The 25,736-nt window shown below is 37.1% G+C and carries 26 protein-coding genes, 1 pseudogene and 3 other annotated features; of the genes and pseudogenes, 9 read left to right on the forward strand and 18 right to left on the reverse strand.

Features of this window, described 5'->3' with window-relative positions; all coding sequences use genetic code 11:
• Positions 1-13: 13 nt before the first annotated feature.
• From brnQ6 to zapA, 6 genes are all read right to left on the reverse strand, one after another.
• The gene (gene brnQ6 / locus AC1Q51_RS09970; protein WP_000842650.1) at positions 14-1,339 is read right to left on the reverse strand and encodes a branched-chain amino acid transport system II carrier protein BrnQ6; all 1,326 of its coding nucleotides are present in this window, start codon (positions 1,337-1,339) and stop codon (positions 14-16) included.
• Positions 1,340-1,454: 115 nt separating this feature from the next.
• Positions 1,455-1,710: a binding site (T-box leader), on the reverse strand.
• Positions 1,711-1,818: 108 nt separating this feature from the next.
• A complete protein-coding gene (locus AC1Q51_RS09975) occupies positions 1,819-2,508 on the reverse strand; it encodes a 23S rRNA pseudouridine(2604) synthase RluF (protein ID WP_090976956.1) in 690 nt (229 codons plus the stop codon).
• Positions 2,509-2,703: 195 nt separating this feature from the next.
• The gene (locus AC1Q51_RS09980; protein WP_492331482.1) at positions 2,704-5,064 is read right to left on the reverse strand and encodes an endonuclease MutS2; all 2,361 of its coding nucleotides are present in this window, start codon (positions 5,062-5,064) and stop codon (positions 2,704-2,706) included.
• A gap of 19 nt (positions 5,065-5,083) precedes the next feature.
• Positions 5,084-6,802, reverse strand: a complete 1,719-nt coding sequence (gene polX, locus AC1Q51_RS09985) for a DNA polymerase/3'-5' exonuclease PolX (RefSeq protein WP_492331483.1) — start codon at positions 6,800-6,802, stop codon at positions 5,084-5,086.
• Between the two features lie 55 nt (positions 6,803-6,857).
• Positions 6,858-7,397 (reverse strand): CvpA family protein, encoded by a 540-nt coding sequence (locus AC1Q51_RS09990; protein WP_000565409.1) that lies wholly within the window; start codon positions 7,395-7,397, stop codon positions 6,858-6,860.
• Position 7,398: 1 nt separating this feature from the next.
• Positions 7,399-7,668: a cell division protein ZapA gene (gene zapA / locus AC1Q51_RS09995; protein ID WP_000082701.1), complete on the reverse strand. Its 270-nt coding sequence runs from the start codon at positions 7,666-7,668 to the stop codon at positions 7,399-7,401.
• 124 nt (positions 7,669-7,792) lie between these two features.
• Between zapA and rnhC the strand changes: the two genes are divergently transcribed.
• From rnhC to AC1Q51_RS10010, 3 genes and pseudogenes are all read left to right on the forward strand, one after another.
• Positions 7,793-8,728, forward strand: a complete 936-nt coding sequence (gene rnhC / locus AC1Q51_RS10000) for a ribonuclease HIII (RefSeq protein ID WP_053563578.1) — start codon at positions 7,793-7,795, stop codon at positions 8,726-8,728.
• A 132-nt stretch (positions 8,729-8,860) separates the two neighbouring features.
• Positions 8,861-9,094, forward strand: a pseudogene (locus AC1Q51_RS10005) (hypothetical protein).
• Between the two features lie 13 nt (positions 9,095-9,107).
• Positions 9,108-9,359, forward strand: a complete 252-nt coding sequence (locus tag AC1Q51_RS10010; RefSeq protein ID WP_000340262.1) for a hypothetical protein — start codon at positions 9,108-9,110, stop codon at positions 9,357-9,359.
• Between the two features lie 41 nt (positions 9,360-9,400).
• Here AC1Q51_RS10010 and AC1Q51_RS10015 read toward each other — a convergent pair whose 3' ends face one another.
• The 5 genes from AC1Q51_RS10015 to AC1Q51_RS10035 form a co-directional block, all read right to left on the reverse strand.
• Positions 9,401-9,535, reverse strand: a complete 135-nt coding sequence (locus AC1Q51_RS10015; protein ID WP_000039588.1) for a YuzL family protein — start codon at positions 9,533-9,535, stop codon at positions 9,401-9,403.
• A 92-nt stretch (positions 9,536-9,627) separates the two neighbouring features.
• On the reverse strand, positions 9,628-11,019 hold the full coding sequence (asnS, locus tag AC1Q51_RS10020; protein ID WP_000432189.1) for an asparagine--tRNA ligase: 1,392 nt from the start codon (positions 11,017-11,019) through the stop codon (positions 9,628-9,630).
• Positions 11,020-11,071: 52 nt separating this feature from the next.
• Positions 11,072-11,323 (reverse strand) — a binding site (T-box leader).
• A 154-nt stretch (positions 11,324-11,477) separates the two neighbouring features.
• A complete protein-coding gene (pheT, locus tag AC1Q51_RS10025) occupies positions 11,478-13,898 on the reverse strand; it encodes a phenylalanine--tRNA ligase subunit beta (RefSeq protein ID WP_097821754.1) in 2,421 nt (806 codons plus the stop codon).
• Between the two features lie 18 nt (positions 13,899-13,916).
• Complete coding sequence (pheS, locus tag AC1Q51_RS10030; RefSeq protein ID WP_000388220.1) at positions 13,917-14,951, reverse strand: phenylalanine--tRNA ligase subunit alpha; 1,035 nt, start codon at positions 14,949-14,951, stop codon at positions 13,917-13,919.
• Between the two features lie 44 nt (positions 14,952-14,995).
• Positions 14,996-15,224 (reverse strand) — a binding site (T-box leader).
• Positions 15,225-15,272: 48 nt separating this feature from the next.
• Entirely contained in the window at positions 15,273-16,070 is a 798-nt protein-coding gene (locus AC1Q51_RS10035) for a TrmH family RNA methyltransferase (RefSeq protein WP_492331484.1), read from the reverse strand.
• 82 nt (positions 16,071-16,152) lie between these two features.
• Here AC1Q51_RS10035 and sspI point away from each other — a divergent pair, with 82 nt between their 5' ends.
• The 5 genes from sspI (at position 16,153) to AC1Q51_RS10060 (ending at position 19,054) form a co-directional block, all read left to right on the forward strand.
• Complete coding sequence (sspI, locus tag AC1Q51_RS10040; RefSeq protein ID WP_000009509.1) at positions 16,153-16,362, forward strand: small acid-soluble spore protein SspI; 210 nt, start codon at positions 16,153-16,155, stop codon at positions 16,360-16,362.
• 176 nt (positions 16,363-16,538) lie between these two features.
• Positions 16,539-17,096 (forward strand): HD domain-containing protein, encoded by a 558-nt coding sequence (locus AC1Q51_RS10045; protein WP_090976943.1) that lies wholly within the window; start codon positions 16,539-16,541, stop codon positions 17,094-17,096.
• 290 nt (positions 17,097-17,386) lie between these two features.
• Positions 17,387-18,100 carry a CPBP family intramembrane glutamic endopeptidase gene (locus AC1Q51_RS10050; protein WP_001182112.1) on the forward strand — a complete coding sequence of 238 codons (714 nt, stop codon included), beginning with the start codon at positions 17,387-17,389 and terminating at the stop codon, positions 18,098-18,100.
• Between the two features lie 187 nt (positions 18,101-18,287).
• Positions 18,288-18,659: a hypothetical protein gene (locus tag AC1Q51_RS10055; protein ID WP_000491395.1), complete on the forward strand. Its 372-nt coding sequence runs from the start codon at positions 18,288-18,290 to the stop codon at positions 18,657-18,659.
• A gap of 38 nt (positions 18,660-18,697) precedes the next feature.
• Entirely contained in the window at positions 18,698-19,054 is a 357-nt protein-coding gene (locus AC1Q51_RS10060) for an ammonia permease (protein WP_090976939.1), read from the forward strand.
• Between the two features lie 21 nt (positions 19,055-19,075).
• On the opposite strand, the gene AC1Q51_RS10065 is transcribed toward AC1Q51_RS10060, so the two are convergent.
• Together AC1Q51_RS10065 and AC1Q51_RS10070 are read right to left on the reverse strand one after the other, a co-directional pair.
• Entirely contained in the window at positions 19,076-20,875 is a 1,800-nt protein-coding gene (locus AC1Q51_RS10065) for a DHA2 family efflux MFS transporter permease subunit (protein WP_000095293.1), read from the reverse strand.
• 12 nt (positions 20,876-20,887) lie between these two features.
• A complete protein-coding gene (locus AC1Q51_RS10070; protein WP_001071419.1) occupies positions 20,888-21,541 on the reverse strand; it encodes an HlyD family secretion protein in 654 nt (217 codons plus the stop codon).
• A gap of 297 nt (positions 21,542-21,838) precedes the next feature.
• On the opposite strand from AC1Q51_RS10070, the gene AC1Q51_RS10075 reads away from it, so the two are divergent.
• On the forward strand, positions 21,839-22,456 hold the full coding sequence (locus tag AC1Q51_RS10075) for a TetR/AcrR family transcriptional regulator (RefSeq protein WP_000023672.1): 618 nt from the start codon (positions 21,839-21,841) through the stop codon (positions 22,454-22,456).
• 40 nt (positions 22,457-22,496) lie between these two features.
• Here the strand turns inward: AC1Q51_RS10075 and AC1Q51_RS10080 are convergent, their stop codons facing one another.
• The 5 genes from AC1Q51_RS10080 to infC all read right to left on the reverse strand — a co-directional run bounded on the left by AC1Q51_RS10080 (position 22,497) and on the right by infC (position 25,696).
• On the reverse strand, positions 22,497-23,582 hold the full coding sequence (locus AC1Q51_RS10080; RefSeq protein ID WP_000163555.1) for a M42 family metallopeptidase: 1,086 nt from the start codon (positions 23,580-23,582) through the stop codon (positions 22,497-22,499).
• A gap of 70 nt (positions 23,583-23,652) precedes the next feature.
• Positions 23,653-24,144 (reverse strand): dUTP diphosphatase, encoded by a 492-nt coding sequence (locus AC1Q51_RS10085; protein WP_000365050.1) that lies wholly within the window; start codon positions 24,142-24,144, stop codon positions 23,653-23,655.
• A 432-nt stretch (positions 24,145-24,576) separates the two neighbouring features.
• Positions 24,577-24,933 (reverse strand): 50S ribosomal protein L20, encoded by a 357-nt coding sequence (gene rplT, locus AC1Q51_RS10090; protein WP_001138362.1) that lies wholly within the window; start codon positions 24,931-24,933, stop codon positions 24,577-24,579.
• Positions 24,934-24,970: 37 nt separating this feature from the next.
• A complete protein-coding gene (rpmI, locus tag AC1Q51_RS10095; protein ID WP_001125945.1) occupies positions 24,971-25,171 on the reverse strand; it encodes a 50S ribosomal protein L35 in 201 nt (66 codons plus the stop codon).
• Positions 25,172-25,192: 21 nt separating this feature from the next.
• The gene (gene infC / locus AC1Q51_RS10100; protein ID WP_000973215.1) at positions 25,193-25,696 is read right to left on the reverse strand and encodes a translation initiation factor IF-3; all 504 of its coding nucleotides are present in this window, start codon (positions 25,694-25,696) and stop codon (positions 25,193-25,195) included.
• Positions 25,697-25,736: the final 40 nt, after the last annotated feature.

Raw genomic sequence — 25,736 nt, forward strand, 5'->3', positions numbered from 1 at the left:
AAGCCTCTTTTCTCTATTTTTCTACAGCAATTTCCTGTTTTTGAAACTTAGAAACTATATAACCAAATCCTATACCGATTATGCCTGGAACTAACCAACCAATTCCTACACTATATAATGGAATCTTATCTAAAATAGGTGCTAGCGCTGCAATTTGAAGGTTTGCATTGTGTAACCCATCAAAGAAACTTATTGCAAATGCTCCTACAATCCCGCCCACATACATCGCTAATGGAAGACGAACGTAGTTTTCAACAAGTGATAATACGATAAGTACGATTCCAATTGGATAAATGGCGATTAAGATTGGTAATGCTAATGCATTTAACTGAGTTAACCCAAGGTTTGCTACCATAAATGCTAATACACAGAAAATAAAAACGACTTTTTGATAAGAAAGCTTTGGTAATAAGGAAGAGAAGTAATCACCACAAGCTGCAACAATACCTACAGAAGTTGTTAAACATGCTGCTGTAATTGCGATCCCTAGTAATAAAGTTCCGTAGCTACCAAATAAATGATTCACGACATTTGTTAAAATAATTCCTCCGTTTGCGCCCATTCCAAGCGATACACTAGAAGCTCCAAGATACGCAAGCGCTAAATATACAAGTAGTAAACCAAGTGCTGCAATAAATCCTGCAAAGATTGTTACTTTTGCAATACTATTTTTATTTGTAATGCCTTTTTCTTTTAACGCATGAATTACAACATTTCCGAAAACAAGTGCTGCAAGTCCATCTAAAGTTAAATATCCATCAATAAATCCTTTGAAGAGAGGAGCACTATACGCTTCTGTCGGTGCACCAAATTCTCCAATTGGTGTAATAAGTGCTTTACCTACGATAATTGCAATAACTGCTAATAATATTGGAGTTAGTACTTTACCAATACGCCCCACTAATTTCGAAGGATTTAAAGCTAAATAGAAAGTGACTGCAAAGAAAATAAGTGTAAAGATAACAAGTGGATATGACTGACCAGCTATCTCACTTGGTAAAAACGGTGCAACACTCATCTCATAAGCTACTGTTCCTGTACGCGGCACACTTACGAATACGCCTAAACATAAATAAATTGCAGTGATAAAAACAAGTGCGAATATAGGATGTACACGTCCTGCTAGCTCATTAATATCTCCCTTTAAAGCTATAACAATTACTCCTAATAAAGGTAGTCCAACCCCTGTTACGATAAAACCAAACAGCGCGATCCATACGTCCGTTCCAGCACCTTGCCCTAACGCTGGTGGAAAAATCATATTGCCTGCACCAAAAAACAGTGCAAATAACATTAAACTTATTGCAAACATCTCTGAAAACTTTAAAGATGATTTCATTTCTACTAACCTCCTAAAATAATTAATTGACAAAATATTCTGATTTTAAATCCGTCACATATCCTCTTTCAAGCATACTTCCCCGTAAAAGAACGCAAAAAACACCCGTCCCTAACAAAGGGACGAGTGTTGAAATCGTGGTTCCACCCTTATTCTAATAAAATGAATTTATAGCAAAATAAGCTCATTTTATAGCTCGTGTAAATTGATAACGGTTTTATCCGTCAAGAATTACAATGCATCATGTATGCAGTTCACTCTTGAAGTTTAGAGGTGGTAAGCTTGTCTTTTCGTATTAGGAAGCTCACAGCCTAAGGCTCCCCTCTCTGAGAATCGTAAAATACAACTCATGTCCTCATCATTACTTTTATAAAATATCTTGTCGAAACTTGTTGTTTTTTATTATATGGGCTATTTTTTAAAAAATCAATAGTTTTATTTTTTCTGACAAAAAAATATAGGGAGAAAATTTTTCCTCCCTATAACTGCCCTCTTAATATCTCTAATTCCTCAGTTGCAATGTTCCGCCATTTTCCTACTCCAAGCTCATTTAGCTCTATATTCATAATGCGCACTCGCTTTAGCTTTATTACAGTAAATCCGAAAGCACGACTCATTCTACGAATTTGCCTGTTCATTCCTTGCGTTAAAACGATACGAAATGTTGATTGATCGACTCTCGTCACTTTGCACGGCTTCGTCATACCATCTTTAATCTTTACACCGCTGGACATCTCATCAATAAACCAGTCCGTAAAAGGTTTATCGACTGTGACAACATATTCTTTCTCGTGTTCGTGATCACCGTGTAAAATTTGATTGGCAATCGCGCCATCATTCGTTAATAAAATAAGTCCTTCTGATGCTTTATCTAATCGCCCAACTGGAAAGATTCGCTCTGGGTAATTGATATAATCAATAATATTATCTTCAATATGATCAGCTGCTGTACAAGTAATTCCGACTGGTTTATGGAATGCGATATACACCTTTTCTTTCTCTTCTTTCGCAATAACCTGTCCATCAATCGTTACAACATCACCATCGCTCACAAGTGCACCGTGCGTACATATTTCGCCATTAATAGCCACGCGTCCAGCTTTAATAAGGCGGTCTGTTTCACGTCTTGAGCATGATTTTGCTTCGCTTATGTATTGGTTGATTTTCATGTTTTATTCCTTTTCATATATAATAAAAACGTCAATCTATGGCAATATCATTATGCCACGATTGACGCTTTTTCACTTCGCAAAAACAACTAAATAAATAACCCCAATCACCAAAAATATTCCACAACAAGCTAACAATACTTTTGCAAGTTTGTCCATAAACATATAATGGTTTCCCCTTTGTTTCGTTGTTTGCTATTTTAATTCGACAACTGTTACGCCTAGGCCTCCCTCGCCCATGTCACCGTAACGGTAATTCTTCACGCCGCGATGCTTCTTCAAGTAATCTTGTACACCTTGGCGAAGCGCTCCTGTTCCTTTACCGTGAATGATTGATACACGAGGATAACTTGCAAGCTGGGCATCGTCTAAATATTTTTCAACGCGCATCATTGCATCTTCATAACGTTCACCGCGAAGATCAAGTTCCAATGAAACGTGGTAATCTCTACCCTTCACACTTGCGACTGCTTTTTTCTCTGTTTGCTTCGGTGTGTTAATGTATTCCATGTTAGATTCTTTTACTTTCATCTTCAGAATACCGATTTGTACGCTCCACTCTGTATCACTTACTTTTTCAAGTAATTGACCCTTTTGACCGAACGTTAATACTTTTACTTCATCACCTGCGCGTAACTGTTGTTTCGGCGCAGTGTTTTTCACGTTTACTTTTTGTTTCTTCACAAGCTCTGGCGCTGTTCCTTCTAGACGGCTCTTCGCTTCAATAAGCTCATGGTCTTTCACATTTACAAGCTGTGCTTTACGCAATTGACGAAGTTCTTGAATAATACCTTCTGCTTCTTTCTTCGCAGCTTCGACTTTTTCTTCCCCTTCTTTTTGCGCTTTTAATAATTTTTCATCACGCTCATCGTTAAACTCAATAATTTGACGTTGCAACTCACGATGAAGTTTCTCAGATTGTTTGCGAAGTGCCTCTGCTTCGTTCCAGTCACGCTCTGCGTTCTTCTGGCTTTCTTCTAACTTCGCAATCATATTTTCAATTTTATTTGTATCTGTACTAATGTGGTTACGTGCTTGGTCAATAACGCGATCAGATAATCCAAGGCGCTTCGAAATTTCAAAGGCGTTACTGCGACCTGGTACACCGATTAATAACTTATAAGTTGGACTTAATGTATTTACATCAAACTCAACACTCGCATTAATAACTTGCTCACGGTTATATCCGTACGCTTTTAATTCTGGGTAATGCGTCGTAGCAACAACGCGAGCACCGCGGTTACATACCTCATCTAAAATCGAAATTGCTAGTGCAGCACCTTCTTGCGGGTCTGTTCCAGCACCTAATTCATCAAATAAAACTAAGCTTTCAAAATCAGCTTTTTCTAAAATATCTACAATGTTCACCATATGTGAGGAGAACGTACTTAAGCTTTGTTCAATCGACTGCTCATCACCGATATCAGCAAAGATATTTTTAAATACACAAATCTCTGACTCATCCATTACTGGAATGTGAAGACCAGATTGCGCCATTAATACACAAATACCAACTGTTTTCAGCGTAACTGTTTTACCACCTGTATTCGGTCCTGTAATAACAATTGTTGTGAAATCTTTACCTAGCATAATGTTATTTGGCACAATAATTTCTGGATCGATTAGCGGATGACGAGCTTGTCTTAAATCCATATAACGCTCGTTATTTACAATTGGTTTCGTTGCTTTAATTCGTTTCGCATAAAAAGCTTTCGCAAAGATGAAATCAAGATTTGCAACTACTTCTACGTTTGATAAAACGATATCGGCTTCTGCTGCCACTTCTTCTGTTAACATTAATAAGATGCGTTCAATTTCTTGTTTTTCTTTCACTCGTGCTTCTTGTAGTGCATTATTTAATTCTACAATTACTTGTGGTTCAATAAATAACGTTTGTCCAGAAGCAGATTGATCGTGAACAATACCGCCATATACGCCGCGGTATTCTTGCTTTACTGGGATTACGTAACGTTCGTTACGAATCGTTACAATCGAGTCAGACAGCATCTTTTGTGCGTTTGAAGAACGCGTCATATTTTCTAACTTTTCACGAATACGGCTTTCCGCAGTACGAATTTGAGTACGAATACCACGCAGTTTATCACTCGCGCTATCGACTACTTCACCGCCATCACCGATGCAATTTGTAATTTTCTTTTCTAAATCATATAAAGATACAATTTGAGCGACGTGAGTTTCTAAAATCGGAAGCTCGACACCGTTATCAGCCATATCTTCAATGAAACGTTTCATATTACGACTACCATACATCGTATTCGCAATATCAAGTAGTTCATTAGGGCTTAACATACTTCCAATCTTTGCACGCTTCACATTTGAGCGAATATCCGTAATGCCACCTAATGGTGCACTACCTTTTAAACGAATGACTTTCGCTGCTTCATCCGTTGTATCTTGCATTTCTACAATTTCTTCAAAATCAGTGCTCGGCACTAAATTCTTCACTTTATCACGGCCAAGTGAAGAGGCTGTATGTTCAAGTAATTGTTCTTTTACTTTATTGTATTCTAATACACGCAACGTTCTTTCTAACATGTTGCAGGTCCCCCTTGTGTTACTTATTACGTTTAATATAGTCTAATAAACGTTCAATATCCCATGTGTTAATCACGTTATCTTTTTGAATCCAACCTTTACGTGCTGCAGCTACACCTGTTTCCATATCTTCTAACATTTCAAGTGTATGAGCATCCGTATTAATCGCTACTTTTACACCAGCATCTTGTGCTTGTTTTAATAATTTCGCGCTTAAATCTAGACGGTTCGGATTCGCATTTAATTCTAAAACTGTATTTGTCTCTTTTGCGAGTTCAATTAATAAATCTGTATCTACATCATAACCCTCACGGCGCCCGAGAAGACGTCCTGTCGGATGGGCAATCATTGTGACATGTTTATTCTCAAGTGCAGTACGCAGACGTTTCATAATCGTTTCACGGTCTTGTGAGAAGCTAGAGTGAATCGCTCCAATGACATAGTCTAATTCTTCTAATACTTCATCATCAAAATCAAGCGAGGCATCTGGTAAAATGTCCATTTCAATTCCGCGTAAAATTGTAATGTCTGGATACTTTTCATTCATACGTTCAATTTCTTTCGCTTGCTCACGAAGACGCTCTTTCGTTAAACCATTCGCTACTTTCAAGTATTGCGAGTGATCAGTAATCGCCATAAACTTGTATCCACGAGCACGGCACGCTTGTACCATTTCTTCAATAGAAAAAGCACCGTCACTCCAAGTTGTATGCATATGTAAATCACCTTGTATATCGGAAAACTGAATTAAGTTTGGATACTCTTTAATTAATTCAATTTCTTTTCCATCTTCACGCACTTCTGGCGGAATAAATGGCAGACCGAAATGAGCGAAGAAGTCTTCTTCAGTCTCAAATGTTTTCACTTCACCTGTTTCCAAGTTCTCTACACCGTACTCACTAATTTTCTCGCCTTTATCTTTTGCGATTTGACGCATTTTTACGTTATGGTCCTTTGATCCTGTGAAATGGTGAAGAGTTGTAATAAACTCTTCTGGTTTTACTAAACGAAAATCAATTGAAATATCATATTCATATTGAAGACGGACAGAAACTTTCGTATCTCCACTCGCGATTACTTCAATCATGTTATCGAATTGTAGTAAATGCTCACGTACCGCTGCTGGTTCTGTCGTTGCAATGATAAAATCTAAATCTTTCACTGTCTCACGAACACGGCGTAAGCTACCAGCGCGAGAGAAACGAATTACTTCAGCAATATTCGACAATTTCTCCTCTATTTCCCCGGCAATAGGCAATACCTTCGCAATTGGTAAACGCTCTGGACGAGAGCCTACTTGATCGATTGCTTCTAATATTTTCTCTTCTGTCTTCTTACCGAAACCTGCTAAAGCCTGTACTTTATTTTCCTCACAAACAGCTTTTAGCGATTCCATATCAACAACACCAAGTTCTTTATATAACTTAGCCACCTTTTTACCACCAAGTCCTGGTAGTTTTAATAACGGCAATAAGCTACTTGGTACTTCTTTCTCAAGTTCTTGCAATACTTCAGATGTTCCCGATTCTATATATTCTTGAATAACGGCTGCTGTTCCTTTTCCGATTCCTGGAATCTTTGTGAAATCTTCAATTTCAGAAAGACTACGATCGTCACTTTCTAATGCTGCTGCCGCTTTACGAAATGCAGATATTTTAAATGGATTCGCACCCTTTAGTTCCATAAAAAGCCCGATTGTCTCTAATAATTTGATAACTTGTTTTTTATTTACTTTCATCATTGCCCCGCCTTTCTTTCATAGAAAAAAACTTCTCTTTCCGAAAAAAGAGAAGTTATACTCTGCTACCTGTCTGCCATAGTTCCTTCACCTTTTCAGATAGAATCGGTGTATCGTCTACAATTATTTTGCTAATTGATGATTTTTGTAATGGTGTTTGTACTTGTTCAATCGGAAGAATATTTCCAATGATAATTAAGACAAACAAAATAATATATACTTCTAAAAATCCGAGGATTGCCCCCGCAAACGCATTTACTTGCTTTAAAACCGGTATTTCTGCAAACATATTTAACAAATTACCAAGTAATGAAAGTGCAATTTTAGTGATAATAAACAATATGATAAACGCAAGCGCTTGATAAAATACTGTCTCAATATTATTTGCATCAATCCATTCTGGAACAGATACGTTTTTATCAAATGGATACGGAATAAATTTCGCAAGTGCTGGCGCTAAATCTTTACAGTACCAGTATGCAACAAGGTATGCGATAATAAAGCTTGTTAACTTTACAAGTTGCAGAATAAACCCTCTGCGTAAGCCGAGGAAAAATCCCATAACAAGCAGTAAAATGATAATAATATCAATCATGTTATTCCATTCCTTTTTTTGTCATACTTTCTTTCAATTTCTCATGTTCTTCTTTTAATTTTATGTAATCGTGTATGACGTTTACCGCCGTCAATACCGCTAGTCTACTCGTGTCAAGCGAAGGATTCTTGGCATTGAGTTCGCGCATTTTATCATCCACAATCGCTGCTACCATGCGGATATGACTTGTACTTTCATCGCCAACAACTGAATATTGCTGACCATAGATTTCTACATTAATTCGACTTTTCTTTCCCTTTTGTTGTGACAACTCACCGGCCTCCAATCACGTACAGAATCCTAAAGTTTATCATACCATGAACCTTCATAATATGGAAACAGAAAGAACAATCCGATATGATAAAAATAACAATATAAAAAAAGGGGCGACCATTATGTCAAATTCTATCGTAATTCAAACAAATTCTACAGTAATTGAAGACATGAAACAACAATATAAACATTCGCTTAGCCCAAAAATTCCACAAGGCGGAATCTTCATGGCAAAGGTACCATCTTGCACAATTACAGCGTATAAATCTGGAAAAGTAATGTTCCAAGGAGGCCGCGCTGAAGCAGAAGCTTCTCGTTGGCAAACTGTCTCTCAAACACCGAAAACAGCTGTAAAAAAATCTGTCGATTCCCATCGTTATGCGCCGCCCGCTTCCATCGGTACAATGTCTATTGTAGGGTCTGATGAAGTTGGTACGGGAGATTTCTTTGGACCGATGACAGTCGTTGCTGTATATGTGGATGCAAAGCAAATTCCACTACTAAAAGAACTTGGTGTAAAAGACTCTAAAAACTTAAATGACGATCAAATTACTGCCATTGCGAAACAACTTCTACACGTTGTTCCTTACAGCTCCCTTGTCCTTCATAATGAAAAATATAACGAGCTATTTGATAAAGGAAACAACCAAGGTAAGTTAAAAGCTTTACTACACAATAAAGCTATTACAAACTTATTAGCTAAAATGGCACCTACAAAACCTGAAGGCGTCTTAATCGATCAATTCACACAACCTGATACATACTATAAATATTTAGCAAAACAAAAACAGGTACAGCGTGAAAATGTTTATTTCGCTACGAAAGGTGAAAGCGTCCATTTAGCAGTAGCCGCTGCTTCTATTTTAGCTCGCTACTCATTCGTAAAACAGTTTGACGAACTAAGTAAAAAAGCTGGTATGCCACTTCCAAAAGGTGCTGGTAAACAAGTTGATATCGCCGCTGCTAAATTAATTCAAAAGCTTGGTAAAGAACGATTACCTGAGTTTGTGAAACTGCATTTTGCTAATACAGAGAAGGCGTTTCGCTTATTAAAATAGTATCGACAAAAACAGGAGCCTACAAACTCCTGTTTTTTGTTTCACCCTACTATTGTCCTTGTAATTATGTCACAACATAATTATACATATTATTAAAATTAAAGAAGATAATTCCTATTACTATTTCTATAAATGATTCTAAACATCTTACTAGGTAATCCCATGAAAGACAATTCAAAATTAGGGAGAATATCCAACTATTAAGTGAGCAACAGGAGTTCCAAAATTTAATCGAAAGATATGGTAGATCATTCCTATTAAATTTTCGGATTCGAAAATTTATCGTGAAACACGATGCACAACAAGCTACAACACTTCTGTGAGGAATTTGAATTCATGATTAGAAGAAAAGGATTGTTTACATAAGGAGGGAATTCATATGGACGCTGTGAAAGTTAAAAAATTATTATATGTTTTCATACACCTCGTAGGTCCACTTTCTTACTTCATTATTTCTACTGTTTGGGGCACTTTCTTCACTACTAAATCCACATTCGAAAACATATCTGATAGCCTTAGCGTTATGGCCATCTATTACGTATTCATAAGTTTACTTTGGTTTTTCTATTTCGATCGATTAGACAAAGACATAAATAAGATTACAAAAGAAATTAACGATAATATGATGTAACACATAACAAAGGAGAGCCCTTAAGACTCTCCTTTGTTATATTAGCTTCGTTTCTGCTTCTTATTAGATGAAGGTACTTTATGAGAACCTGTTTCATGTGTCGTCGTTCCTTGTCCTTCTACTTCTGGAGAACCTAGGCCCGATCTTGAATGATCTTTTTTTACTTTTTTACTCATTTATATTCACCCCTTCGCGTTACTTTTTGCTACAGGGTAATAAACTATGCAAAATAAAAAGCGAGAGGAAATCCTCTCGCTTTTTTCACATTTTAGAACTCAGAAGAACCTGGAGTTCTTGGGAATGGAATTACGTCACGGATGTTAGCCATACCAGTGATGTACATTAGGAAGCGCTCGAAACCTAGACCGAATCCAGCGTGTTTTGTACCGCCGTATTTTCTAAGTTCTAAGTACCACCAGTAGTCCTCTTCGTTCATACCTAATTCTTTAATTCTGTCTACTAAAACGTCCATTCTTTCTTCACGTTGACTTCCGCCGATTAATTCGCCGATGCCAGGAACTAGAAGGTCAGTAGCAGCTACTGTTTTTCCATCTTCATTCATACGCATGTAGAACGCTTTAATGTCTTTCGGGTAGTCAGTTACGAATACAGGGCGTTTGAAGATCTCTTCTGATAAGTATCTTTCATGCTCTGTTTGTAAGTCAATACCCCATTCTACTGGGTATTTGAAGTCAGCACCTGATTCTTGAAGTACTTTAATTGCTTCTGTATATGTGATGCGACCGAAGTCAGAGTTAATCACGTTGTTCATACGCTCTAGAACTGTTTTATCAACGAAACTGTTGAAGAAGTCCATTTCTTCTGGTGCATGCTCTAATACATATTTCATTGCATATTTCAGCATATCTTCTGTAAGATCCATTACATCGCCTAACTCAGCGAATGCAATCTCAGGCTCAACCATCCAGAACTCAGCAGCGTGGCGAGTTGTGTTTGAGTTTTCCGCACGGAATGTAGGTCCGAATGTATATACATCACGGAATGCTAATGCATACGCTTCAGCGTTCAGCTGTCCACTTACTGTTAAGTTTGTTTCTTTACCGAAGAAGTCTTTTGATTCATCAACTTGTCCGTCTTCACCTTTTGGTACGTTGTTTAAATCTTGTGTTGTTACGCGGAACATTTCGCCAGCACCTTCTGTATCACTACCAGTGATGATTGGTGTGTGAACATGTACAAATCCACGCTCTTGGAAGAACTGGTGAATCGCAAATGCTGCGATAGAACGTACGCGGAACGTTGCAGAGAATGCATTTGTTCTTGGACGTAAGTGAGCGATTGTACGTAAGTATTCAAACGTATGACGCTTCTTTTGAAGTGGGTAATCAGAATCTGATAAGCCCTCGATATCAATTTTTTCTGCTTTAATTTCAAATGGTTGCTTCGCCCCAGGCGTTGCAATTACTTTACCTTCTACTTTCACTGAAGAGCTAAGTGGAAGCTTTGCAATTTCTTTAAAGTTCTCTAATTCTGTATCGAAAACGATTTGAACGCTTTTGAAGAAGCTACCGTCGTTTAATTCGATGAAACCAAATGCTTTTGAATCACGTAAGTTACGAATCCACCCTGATACTTGTACTGTTTGACCTGCATACTTTTCTGTATCTCTATACAGACTTTTTACTAATGTGTTTTCCATAGTAAAATTCTCCTTTGCTGATATATTTAAATACAAAAAAACCTTTCATCCATAAAGGGACGAAAGGTTAAACTTCGCGGTACCACCCAATTTGTCATAAAGACCAACTTTAACTCGTATGTAATACATACTTCCCGGTTTGTAACAGGCCGGATTCCCGTCTAAGTCTACTCTTGAATACAAAATTCAATTTCGGTTAGCAACTCCAAGGTGTTCTTCACATATACCGCCTCATCAGGCTCTCACCGCCCCTGACTCGCTTTGGATTATAGTATATACTACTTTTCCTTATCATCGTCTTTCATTTTGTTAAACTAAAATTAATGTACTACATTCGAGAGAAAGATGCAAGATGCCAGAAAATATATAAGCGATTTTTGTAATATATCGACTTACCGACATCTTTCGACGATTGTGCAATAAAAAAAATTGCCGGAATGAATCCGGCAATTTTCTAATTACTTACGTAACTCCGCACCAAATTTCTCTTCTACCGTTGTTAATACACGGTTATGCGCTTCTGTTACTTCTTCATCTGTTAACGTACGTTCTGCATCGAAGTAAGTCATAGAGAATGCAAGTGATTTCTTGCCTTCTTCCATTTTTTCACCTTCGTATAAGTCGAATAGTGTTACGTCTTTCAGAAGTTCTCCGCCAGCTTCAGCAATGACTTGCTTCATTTCACCAGCTTTTGTTTCTTTTGTTACCACAACAGCCATGTCACGTGTCATAGATGGGAAACGTGGAATTGATGAGTAGTAAGTTTCTTCAGCGTCTGCACCGAATACTTTTACAAGAGATAGTTCAAATACGAATGTATTTTTCACATCTAATTGTTTTTCTGCTTCTGGGTGCAATTGACCGATGAAACCAATTACTTCGCCATCTAATACGATATCAGCTGTACGGCCTGGATGCATACCTTCACGTTTTGCTGGTGCATATGTGATTTGGTTTGAAACGCCAAGTACATCGAATAGTCCTTCTAGTACACCTTTCATAACGAAGAAGTCTACTACTTTCTTCTCACCTTGCCATGCATGGTGAAGAGCAAGACCTGTCATAACACCTGCAAGGTGTTGTTCTTCTTTCGGAAGTTCTCCTGCTTCTGTTGGTAAGAAGATAGAACCTACTTCGTATAAAGCAACGCTGTCGTTTTTACGAGCAACATTGTATGAAACTGCTTCTAGCAATTGCGGCACTAAGCTTAAACGAAGTTGGCTACGCTCTTCGCTCATTGGAAGCGCAAGGTTTACAGGTGCTTTTTCGTTTGGCTCAACCATGTATTGTTTCGCTTTGTCAGCGCTTGTTAATGAATACGTAATTGCTTCATATAAACCAGCACCCTCTAAGAAGCGACGTACTTTACGACGTTTCGTTTGTGCTGATGTTAATTTACCACGAGTCATCGTTCCAGAAGGTAATGTAACTGGAATGTGGTCATAACCGTATAGACGGCCCACTTCTTCTACTAAGTCTTCGGAAATTGTAATATCAGGACGACGTGCTGGTACATTTACATGGAATGTTCCTTCTACTTCTGTGAATGGGAATTTCAAGTTTGTGAACATTGTACCCATCTCACTCGCAGAAATATTTGTACCTAATACACGGTTTACTTTTTCAGCAGTAACAGATACTGTACGCTCTTGTACTTGTAAGTTGTCAGCTTCTACTACACCTTCAAGCGCTTCACCGCCAGCATATTTCGCCATTAAAGCAGCTGCGTGTTGAATTGCTTCAAATGTACGTGTTGGGTCGATTCCTTTTTCGAAACGTGCACTTGATTCACTACGAAGACCTAAGTCTTTTGATGTACGACGCACTGTTTGACCTGCAAAGTATGCAGACTCAATTAGAACGTTTACTGTCTCATTTGTAACTTCAGAATCCGCTCCGCCCATTACACCAGCAACAGCTAAAGCTTTTGTTCCGTTTGTAATTACAAGGTGGTGGCTTTGTAATGTACGCTCTTGATCATCTAACGTTTCAATTTTTTCGCCTTCTTTTGCAAGACGAACAACGATTTCTTTTGAACCTAATTTATCGTAATCGAATGCATGTAACGGTTGACCGTATTCCATTAAAATGTAGTTTGTAATATCAACTACGTTGCTAATTGGACGAATGCCAGCTGCCATAAGGCGAGTTTGCATCCACATTGGTGATGGACCAATCTTTACGTTTTTAACCATTTTTGCAATGTATAATGGGTTTTCTTCTTTCGCTTCTACATTTACAGAAATATAATTAGAAGTTTTTTCTGCTGTTTCTTGTAATTCGATAGCTGGAAGTTTTACTTCTCGCCCGTAAATAGCAGCCACTTCATATGCAACACCTAACATGTTTAAGCAATCTGCACGGTTTGGTGTTAAACCAAGCTCAAGTACTTCATCGTGTAAGTTTAAAATTTCAAGTGCATCTGCACCAACTTCAGCGTCACTTGGGAAGATGAAGATACCATCTGCATATTCTTTTGAAACTAACTTTCCATCAATGCCAAGCTCTTGAAGAGCACAAACCATACCGTGAGAAGCTTCACCACGTAGTTTTGCTTTTTTAATTTTGAAGTTACCAGGAAGTACAGCACCAACTTTTGCAACTGGTACTTTTAAACCTTTTGCAATATTAGCAGCTCCACAAATAATTTGAACTGGCTCTTCTTCACCGATATCGATTAAGCATTTGCTTAATTTATCAGCTTCTGGGTGTTTTTCACATTCTAATACGTGACCAACTACAACACCTTTTACACCTTTATTTAATACTTCAACGCCTTCTACTTCAATACCACTTTTCGTGATTTTGTCTGCTAGTTCTTGTGCTGTTACATCTTTAATATCTACATACTCTTGTAACCAACGATATGATACGAACATATTTATCCTCTCCTTCCCTTACGCTCGTTTGAATTGTTGTAAGAAACGTACATCATTTGTATAGAAATGACGAATGTCATCTACGCCGTATTTCAACATTGCGATACGCTCTGCGCCCATACCGAATGCGAAACCTTGATATTCTTTTGAATCATAACCAGCCATTTCAAGTACGTTCGGGTGAACCATACCTGCGCCTAAAATTTCAATCCAGCCAGTTCCTTTACAAGTGCCGCAACCTTTGCCATGACACATCATACAAGAAATATCCATCTCTACAGATGGCTCTGTGAATGGGAAGAAACTTGGACGAAGACGGATTTCACGATCTTCACCGAACATCTTTTTCACGAATACTTGCAGTGTACCTTTTAAGTCACTCATACGAATGTTTTTATCAATTACAAGACCTTCAATTTGCATGAACTGATGTGAATGCGTCGCATCATCATCATCGCGGCGATACACTTTACCAGGACAGATAATTTTGATTGGGCCTTTTTCTTTATTATTTTCCATCGTACGTGCTTGCACAGAAGATGTATGTGTACGTAGTAACGTTTCTTCTGTAATGTAGAATGTATCTTGCATGTCACGTGCTGGGTGATCTTTCGGTAAGTTTAGTGCTTCGAAGTTGTAGTAGTCTTTTTCTACTTCTGTTCCTTCAGCTACTTCATAACCCATACCGATGAATACATCTTCAATTTGTTCAACAACAGCTGTTAACGGATGGTGACAACCTGTTTCAACAGGACGACCTGGTAATGTAACATCAATTGTTTCCGTAGCCAATTTCGCTTCAATTACTGCTTTTTCTAAGTTACCAATTTTGTCTTCTAGACGCGTTTGAATCGCTTCACGTACTTCATTTACTAATGCTCCCATACGTGGACGCTCTTCTGCTGATAATTTTCCCATGCCGCGTAATACTTCTGTAATTGGACCTTTTTTTCCTAAATACGCTACGCGTACATCGTTTAAGCCCTTTAGCTCTTTCGCTTCTTCAATAAGCTCTAACGCTTTTTGCTTTAGCTCTTTTAAACGTGCTTCCATTTTGGAACCCTCCTAATTTTAAAAATAAAAAAACCTCGCTCCCAAAAAGGGACGAGGTAAATTCGCGGTACCACCCTAAATTGACAGAACAAGTCTGCCCACTCATTAGTTATAACGATCAATTCTGACCGGAACGCCTTTACATATACATGGTCCTGGCGTCAACTCCAGAGGTGAATTCACTTCCGTCTACCATAAGAATGCTTTCAGTCTACGGCATTCTCTCCCTATATGGCGATTTTGTAAGCTACTCTTCTCTATCAACGTTTTTCGTTATTTAACTTTTAATATAATGTACTTCAACTTATTATAAGAAGTTTTTTATTTGTTCGCAACCGGGCTTTGCAAATAATACGTTAAAATCCCTGCTGCAACCGCAACATTTAATGATTCTGCCCTACCGTAAATCGGAATATACAAGTTTTGATCCGTTTTTGCAAGAATTTCTTGGCGTACGCCATTTCCTTCATTTCCAACAATTAATGCAAAACTTCCGGTTGGAGTTACTTCACCATACGGAACTCCATTTTCAAGAGCTGTTCCATATACAGGAACGTTATTTTCTTTTAACTTGTCTACCCATTCTTCTAAGTTCCCTTTTACAATTGGCAAGTGGAAAATAGAACCTTGTGTAGAGCGGAGTACTTTACTATTGTAAACATCAACACAACCTTCTCCAAGCACAACGGCGTGAATACCAGCTGCATCAGCTGTACGAATAATTGTTCCTAAATTACCTGGGTCTTGCAGGCCATCTAATAAAAGGAATTTCCCATCAGTAAGAGCTACTTCTTTCTCATGCTTCTCACAAACAGCAAATACACCTTGCGTCGTTTCTGTTTCACGAAGTATTTTTACAATCGCCTCAGGCACGATATACATTTCCACATCATTAACTGTCCAATCTTTCGGAAGGTCTGTCTGATCTGAAACGATAAGTTCTGTTACAATTCCTGCCTTCAGAGCTTCCTCGACTAAGTGAAATCCTTCTACAAAAAATAAACCTTTTTTATCGCGTTCTTTTTTCGTTTGCAGTTTTTTCCACTGCTTTACACGCGGATTTTGTACTGAATCAATGTTTTTCATAATATGTATTTCCCTCTCTTCTTGTCTTATCATTATAGCCTATTTTTCATACATATTTACATAAAAAAGAACAAAAACTAACGTCAGTTTCAATTCTGAAGAAGAGGTGAAAGCAATGAGTTTTAATTTACGCGGTGCCGTATTAGCGAATGTATCTGGTAATTCACAAGATCAATTACAAGAAACAATTGTCGATGCAATTCAAAGCGGTGAAGAAAAAATGCTTCCAGGTCTTGGCGTTTTATTTGAAGTCATTTGGAAAAACGCTGATGAAAATGAAAAGCACGAAATGTTAGAAACACTAGAGCAAGGATTAAAAAAATAAGCAATTTGAAAATCACCTTCGCATAAGCTAAGGTGATTTTTTTACGAAAAAAACTTTTCTTCTCCTAAACATTTCTACTTTACTAACGAACTATGATGGAGTACAATGTTCAAAATACATTTAAACCGATCGATTTTTCTTCGTATACATCATTAGATAAAAGGAGTGAATGTTTTATGCACCGTATTACGCTTGAACAAGTTTTTAAACATCACATTACACAAAAATACGTAAACCGTTCTGGAATGGTCCACGCGATCGCTGTCGCTTACCATGCGTTTCACCTAGCCAAAAAGCATCACGCCTCAGTCGATGCTGCGACAAAAGCCGGTTTCCTTCATGATATCGGACATCATACGTGGTATACAGGCGGCGAATGGGACTATGACTTATATAAAAAGAATGATATCCATGCAATTAAAGGTGCTGAAAGAGCACATAAATTGCTTATTAGATTAGGAGAACATCCAAAACTAGCAAAAGAAATTTCTATCGCAATTCTTCTTCATACAGATTCTTTCTTAGTAGAACAAGAAATTGAAAGAACATCTCTTCAAAACATTATTAAATGGGCAGACGAAGCAGATGAAGAACCAGGCGGAGCTCATCATTATAGAACGATTTCTTATGAAAAAGCACTTAAAGCTATTCAGCAATTAGATCGATTGGTAGAGCGTGAATTGCAAATAGAGCAAGCAAAATTGAATAACAAGACAAAACATAGTTATCAATGAGAAAGAGGCATCACTACAGGGTGATACCTCTTTTATTATTTTATGGAAAATAAACCTTTATCCCGCATTAACGGGCAGTAAGACCCCCACCTCGAAATTCAGCAAAGACGAGGAAGTTAGGTGGAGAATCAACTGCCCGTAAAAGCCCGATTGGTGAGGGCTGATAATCAGTGGGGGATGAACCTCCCCAATGATTAAAGTTTCACTTTATATGTAATATTTAAATGTTACATTCAAAAACATTTTACTTTATAATTAAATATACAAATATAAAAGAGGTGATTTTACAAATGCAACCCGCTACACAGCTTTCTAATGAACAAAAACACTCGATGTCATGGGGACAATTTATTAGCTCTGTTTTATTCGCCTTTTTTGGAACTGGACTTATTACTGTGTTCCTCGCAATGCCATTAACAATTTATACAGCAGGTCTTACAGATAAAAAACAAGTTGCCCTGTATGAATCTATTGCAAATACTGCAAGTACCGTATTACAACTAGCTGTATTGTTATTCTTCATTTTTAAATTCGAACCCGCAAAAAAATTACTACTAAAATCTTTTAACTTTAAAACACTGAAAGAATGGCGCACATACGTATACTTACTTCTTTTCTTCGTTATCAACATCATACTCAATTACATCTTGTTAAATTATGTGTTCCAAGACGCAACAAAGCAGCAATCTTCCGCACTAAGCTTAGACGTCTTTAAGCAATATCAAATATTATTACTTCTCAGCTTTGCAATACTCACACCCATTTTTGAAGAACTTATTTTCCGTGGTTTTATACTTCGCTTCTTCTCAGAACGCTTTCCATTTTGGATTGCAGCCATCGTAACAAGTTTCTTCTTCGGTATCGCTCATACATACTCACTTGGGGTAATGGTAATTACTTTCTTTATGGGATTATTAATGGCCATTTTATGTAAAAAAACAAAGTCCATTATTCCAGCTATGTTATTTCATATTATGAATAACATGTTGGCATTCTTGAGTTAAAAAGAGGTATCATCGCGATACCTCTCTTTACTCTTTTATCATAACTTCAAACTCTTCTGCGGTTAGCGTTTTTGATAATCCGTATCGTTATTACCCATTTCCTTCAATTTATATATACTCATTAATAATATCCAAAATAAACCTCATGTAGTAAAATATAACTTAATTCACATAAAGGAGTTTACATATGTTCAGTATTATTTGGATGCTTTTCACGCCACTTCTCTTACTATGCGGGATTGCTGGTGGTATTTTTTTAATAGTAACAGGGATTAAATATCGGAAATTACTCGTTGGTTTAATGGGGCTACTTAGCCTATCCTTTGTCACACTACCTTTTGTTCTTTTAAGTGTAGGGATTCATATCGATACAATTTTCCCGATTCCAACTGCTCTTTACTGGACCCTATTTTCTTTAACTGGATTATTAGCAGGGGTAAGTGGAGTACAAGCCAAAATTAAAAGTATACGTAATATGGGATTCATTATTTTTACCATTGGAATATTAGGTGTTATCTTCTGGGAGCTCATGTCTGTAGGTGATTCATTCTATATATAATATTTTTTAGCAACCTACAAATCGGAGGTAATACAGAAGTGTTTGGAATATTAACTTGGATGATTTTAGCTCTTACTTTAATGTTATGCGTATTTATCGTTGGTATTTTTTTAATTATTGCTGGCATGAAACATCGTAAATTACTTACCATTATAGCTGGTTTCACTAGCATATTACTCATCGTTGTTCCTATTGTTTGTATAGGTTCTGGAATAGATTTAGAGGGGATGGTTCCAATTTCGGGAACTTTATATTGGTGCTTCTTCTCTTTAGCTGGACTATTAGCTATTATAAGCGGCAGGCAAATATCGAGTATTTGTTCTATGGGGACAATTTTGTTTATAACAGGGCTGTGCTCCGTAACTGGTTATCATTTTTTATATCTCACTCTTTAAAAAGGCAAAAAAGCAGGGAAATTAATTCCCTGCTTTTCTATTTGGTTTATTGCCTGATGGTAAGAAGAACGATAACACCCAAGCAATCCCTGCAAGTATCGTTGCAATTAAGAAGGCATCGTTAATACCGTTAATTGCAGATAGCTTTGAAATTTGTCCATATAATAGTTGTGTGCTCATCGCGTCTCCTGCTTGAGCTGATCCAGCTAAGGCCGCTAAGCTTTGACCCATGCCGTGTACTTTATCAACTAAAATTGGGTTTGATGTTGTTAACATGTTGCCGTAATCTGCTACGTGAGCAGTCGTTTGTTGCGTCATAAGTGTGATTAAAATCGCTGTTCCGATTGAACCAGCTACTTGTCTTGACGTATTTTGCGTTGCTGTACCGTGAGAAATTAATTTCATCGGTAGCGCGTTCATACCAGCTGTCATAATTGGCATCATAATGAATGACATACCAATTGAACGTATAATATAATCCGTCATAATAACGCTATACGGTGTATCCATCGATAATTTTGTAAATTCATATGTCGCATACGTCGTAATTGCCAATCCAATTATCGCTAATGGACGAATGCCATATTTATCGAATAATTTACCCGCTACTGGTCCCATGATCCCCATAATTAATGATCCTGGAAGAAGTAGTAAACCAGATTCAATTGGCGTAAAGCCACGAATGTTTTGCAGATATACTGGAAGCAATAACATACCTCCGAATAATGCCATCGTAACGATTGCGTTAATTACTAAAGTAAAAGTAAATACTGGATATTTAAATACTTGTAAATCAAGCATTTTATTGTCCGTTGTTAACTCTCTCCAAATAAATAACGCTAAACCAATTACACCGATAACAAGTGAAATAATGACTTCTGCACTAGTCCAACTATTATTTCCAGCTTCACTAAATCCGTACAATAAGCTTCCTAGTCCAATACTTGAACTAACCACACCGAATATATCTAATTTCGTTTTAGACACTGGCTGAGCTAGTGTAAAGAATTTTAAAGATAGGAACGTAATAATTAAACCAATAATAAACATCGCATAGAACATTAAGTTCCAGCTATAGTTTTCAATCACCCAACCTGTTACAGTTGGTCCGATAGCTGGCGCTAAAATCATCGCTACACCTAGTAATCCCATCGCCGCTCCGCGTTTATGAGGCGGGAATAACGTCATAAAGATATTCATACCAACCGGCATTAAAATACCCGCACCAACTGCTTGAATTACGCGACCTGTCATCATCATTGTAAAGTTTCCTGAAGTAGCACAAATGATAGATCCTACCGTGAAGAATAACATTGCTGCTACGAATAATTTACGATACGTAAATCGTGAAACTAAAAAGGCACTAATCGGTACTAAAATACCATTTACAAGCATGAAGCCTGTAATTAACCATTGTGCTGTTGAAGTTGATACATTAAATTCATTCATTAACGGAGGTAATGCAACGTTAATGATTGTTTGGTTTAAAATAGAAACGAACATACCGAGAATTAATACAGCTACAACTGCTTTTACGTTCACATTCTCTACAGGCATAGACATTTGTTTTTTCGGCACTTCTTTTTCTTGTTTTACTTCTTCTTGCTTTCCTGTTTCTAACTCAACTACATTAGAAATTTCCGATTCTTGCTTTCGTTCAATTTCTTTCTCTTCTGTTTCAACTTTACTTACTTCTATTTTACTTACGGCTGGGACTTGTTCTTCTCCCATTTTCGTTTTTTTCTTTCGTAAAAGACGATTTACAAGGAAGAAGACGATTATACAAAATAGTGCATATCCTGCAATTACAATTGAGGACATCTCATCTCCCCCTTACTTATGAATACGAACTGTCACATTCATGCCAGGAACAATATTTACTGATTTGCTATGATCTAAAGAAATTTTAACTGGTACTACTTGTGTTACTTTCGTATAGTTCGCTGTTGCGTTGCTTGATGGCAACATAGAGAATGTATTCGCTGTTGTTAAGCCAACTTGTTCTACTTTTCCTGTTAACGTTGTATCTGGGTATGCATCTACATACACATCTACATCTTGACCTTTTTGAACATCATCAACATCTGTTTCTTCAATGTTTGCTGTTACCCATAAATTGTTCATATCGAATGCGTAAGCAATCGGGCTACCAGCTCCAACGAAAGCATTTGTTGTTGCGTTTGATTGTACAACCGTTGCATTTTGTGGAATTGTTACATCTACTGTTTGTTCTCCATTAGCTGCCGCTACAGTAACAGTACCTAGTTTATCGTTCTCATTATAATTTTTTCCTACTTCAGCTTTCCAGTCAGTTAGTTTACCTGCTACTGGTGAAGCAACCGGAATTACCTTCCCATCAATCTTTGCATTGTCTGTTTTTAAGTAATTTTCCGTTTGGTTGTAATAGTAATAACCGCCAATACCGCCGCCAACTAGTACAATTAATGTGATAATGTTGATAATTACCATTCTTCGAAACTGATTCATTGCATTCCTCTCCTTATATCGCATATAATTTTTTTCTAAACTATTTATGTCCTTATTGTTTAGATTGTTTAATTGTTAATTATATTAACCTTTTAACAAAAAAATCACACCATCTGCAGCGTAAATCGAAATTTATCTACCTGCGAGCGGTGCTGATTTCTGAAGGACTATCGTTTATAATTATAAATAATTATTTTGAATCTACAACCGACAATTTACGTATGAAATGTCGTTTAAACAACAATATAATACCAATATGTTGTTTAAGTACAGAAAATTAAACGAGGAGAAATAAAAATGTCTATTAAAAATACAAATGATCCACGTGTAAAACGGACGAGACAACTCATACAGGATGCTTTTGTCGCTTTAGTAGGCGAAAAAGGTTTTGAAAATGTTACTGTTCAACATATTGCAGAACGCGCTCCTGTAAACCGCGCTACATTTTATAGCCATTACCACGATAAATATGACTTACTAGACAAAAGCATTGAAGAAATGTTAGAAAAGCTAACTGAAGTAATTAAACCGAGAAATAGAAATAAAGAAGATTTCCAACTAACATTTGATTCGCCACATCCAAGTTTTTTGGCCTTGTTCGAACATATTGCAGAAAACACTAACTTCTATAACGTCATGCTTGGTGATAAAGCTGCCGGAAACTATACGTATAAGATGATGAAAGCAATTCAAACGCATTTAACATTAAGCCTCTCTATTTCACAACCTAACGATGAAAAACTAATGGTTCCACGCGATATTCTCATTAGTTATGTTACTGGTGCCCATCTAGGGATGATTATGTCATGGCTTAAAAGAGGAATGATATATACCCCGCATTTTATGGCGATGCAATTAACTCGTTTAATTATTTTAGGCGCTCATACTGCAGCGGGATTAGAACGGCCTTTTTAAAACATAAAAAAGCGAAGGAGAATCTCCTTCGCTTTTTCTATTAATTAAATGTAATGTTATGTACAGCCTCTTTATCAAGACGTTTAATAACTTCTACAATTAACTTCACTGCATTTTCATAATCATCACGATGTAACATTGCCGCATGAGAATGGATATAGCGCGTTGCAATTGTAATTGCCATAGAAGGAATACCATTTACAGCAATGTGAATCGCACCCGCATCCGTTCCTCCGCCCGCTACTGAATCATATTGATACGGGATTTGTAATTCATCAGCAACATCAACTACGAAATCACGTAAACCTGTATGTCCAATAACAGAAGCATCATATAAAATGATTTGTGGTCCATCGCCCATTTTACTTTGTGCTTCTTTTGACGTTACACCCGGTGTATCTCCAGCGATACCAACATCTACTGCGAACGCGATATCTGGTTTAATATAATTCGCAGATGTTTTTGCGCCACGAAGACCAACTTCTTCTTGTACAGTTCCAACGCCATATACAACGTTTGGATGCTTTTCATCTTTTAATTGTTTTAATACGTCAATTGCAATTGCACAACCAATTCGGTTATCCCACGCTTTTGCAAGTAACATTTTTTCATTCTTCATCACTTGGAATTCAAAGTACGGTACAACTTGATCTCCTGGTCGTACGCCCCACTCCATCGCTTCTTCTTGGCTAGAAGCACCGATATCGATGAACATGTCTTTAATTTCAACTGGCTTTTTACGAGCTTCTGGAGGTAAAATGTGCGGTGGTTTTGAACCAATTACACCTGTTACATCTCCTTTACGCGTTACAATCGTCACGCGCTGTGCAAGCATAACTTGTGACCACCAGCCACCAACCGTTTGGAAGCGAAGGAAACCTTTGTCATCGATTTGTGTAATCATAAATCCAACTTCATCTAAATGACCTGCAACCATAATTTTCGGACCGTTTTCTTCCCCTACTTTTTTCGCAACTAAACTCCCTAAATTATCAGTAGAAAGTTCGTCCGCAAACGGCTCGATATATTTCTTCATTACTTCACGTGGTTCACGTTCGTTACCAGCAATACCACGTGCATCCGTTAATTCTTTTAGCATTGTCAATGTCGCGTCTAATTTTGTCATTGCCAACACCCTCCTTTTTCTTCAGTCAATTCATTATACAATAATTAAATTGAAATATTCAAAAATTAAATTAGTATCCTTGTGTTTGACGCTGATGATTTACCTCATTTTTATCTAAATATGCTTTTTCAATCTCTTCTTGCTCAAATTCAAGTGCTTGTCCAAGTCGAAGATAGCTCGTAAATAATTCAATATAGTTTGTAATAGATGGTTGATCTGTAAAACGAATTACTTTCGCATATGTGTCTAAGAAAATTTCCACTTGTGTTTTATTCGTTTGTGCACATTTATAGAATAAGAAGTTTTTATCAATACCTAAATCAATTCCGATTGATAAAATAAAATGCAAACCATCTACGTATTCTTCTAATATTACTTCACGTTCCGAAGCTGGTTTGTTGCTCCAATATTTAAAACAACGTGTTTCATTTGCAAGTTCACCAATTTCTACAAGAAGAGCTAACATTTTTTCTTTTAACAATTTTTTCGGTTGTAAGTCATGTTCTTTTGCAATACGGTCATCTAATTCTTTTTGTAATTTAAATAGTTGTAGTAAGTCCATTCTATTGTCCTCCTCCAACATCGCATTTTACGCAACAATGTTGTTTCATCTCAAAGTTCATTATTATGTTTCAGTTCTTATGAATAAGTCAGCTATCTACCTCTTTATAAAATAGCTTGTCCTTAATTTGCAAATACGTTTCAGTCATCACTCTTAAATTGTTCATCTGATGAAAGTTCCATATCATCTTTCCATTATAGCAGTGTCGTTTCGGCTAGGAAAGATACTCTTCTTTCCAAACGTGCATAATTAAAAAAAGCCAGGAGGATTCTCCTGACTTCATATGTATATTCTTCTATATCACTATAGTTTTTATGTTGATTTTGTCATATCGATAACAACACATCCGTTAATCTTTAGAACTTCAAACTTCTCTCTGAACACAAACAAAAAACCTTAGAAGAAAATTCTTCTAAGGTTTCAACTAATTAATTAGTTAATGTTGTTTTTTGCAACTGTTGCTAATTCAGCGAAAGCTTTTTCGTCATGAACAGCTAAGTCAGCAAGCATCTTGCGGTTAACTTCGATGCCAGCATTTTTAAGACCGTGCATTAAGCGGCTGTAAGAAAGACCATTCATACGAGCTGCTGCGTTGATACGTGTAATCCATAATTTACGGAAGTCACGTTTCTTTTGACGGCGGTCACGGAATGCATACATTAGAGATTTCATAACCTGTTGGTTAGCAACCTTGAATAATGTATTTTTTGAACCGTAGTAACCTTTTGCTAATTTAATTACTTTTTTACGACGTTGACGAGTAACTGTACCACCTTTTACTCTTGGCATAATATTACCTCCTAATTGTTCTATATATCAGCCGAACTTATTTTAAGTTGTCAAGCATTTGACGAATGCGTTTGAAGTCACCAGCGCTTACTACACCAGCTTTACGTAGTTTACGTTTAGCTTTTGTAGATTTGTTAGCGAATAAATGGCTTGTGTAAGCGTGAGAACGTTTCAGTTTACCTGATCCAGTCTTTTTGAAACGCTTTGCAGCGCCGCGATGAGTTTTTTGTTTAGGCATAGGTATTTCCTCCTCTATCTATTACTTATCGTTTTTCGGTGCTAAAACTAAGAACATACTGCGTCCTTCCATTTTAGGCTTAGATTCAACTGTACTAACTTCAGCACAAGCTTCTGAGAAGCGATCTAAAACACGTTGACCGATTTCTTTATGAGTAATGGCACGTCCTTTAAAGCGAATTGACGCTTTAACCTTGTCGCCTTTCTCTAAAAACTTGATAGCATTACGAAGTTTTGTGTTAAAGTCGTGTTCATCAATTGTTGGACTTAAACGAACTTCTTTCATGCTAATTACTTTTTGATTTTTGCGCTGCTCTTTTTCTTTCTTCTGTTGCTCAAAGCGGAATTTACCGTAGTCCATAATGCGGCATACTGGCGGTTTCGCATTTGGAGCAACTAATACTAAATCAAGATTAAGATTTGCAGCTAAGTCTAAAGCGTCATTACGAGACTTGATTCCAAGTTGATCGCCATTTGCGCCAACTAAACGTACTTCACGTGCACGAATTTGCTCGTTAATCATCATATCCTTGCTAATAGTAAGCCACCTCCAAGGTTTTCTCAGA

The organism is Bacillus sp. MT94, assembly GCF_058792475.1.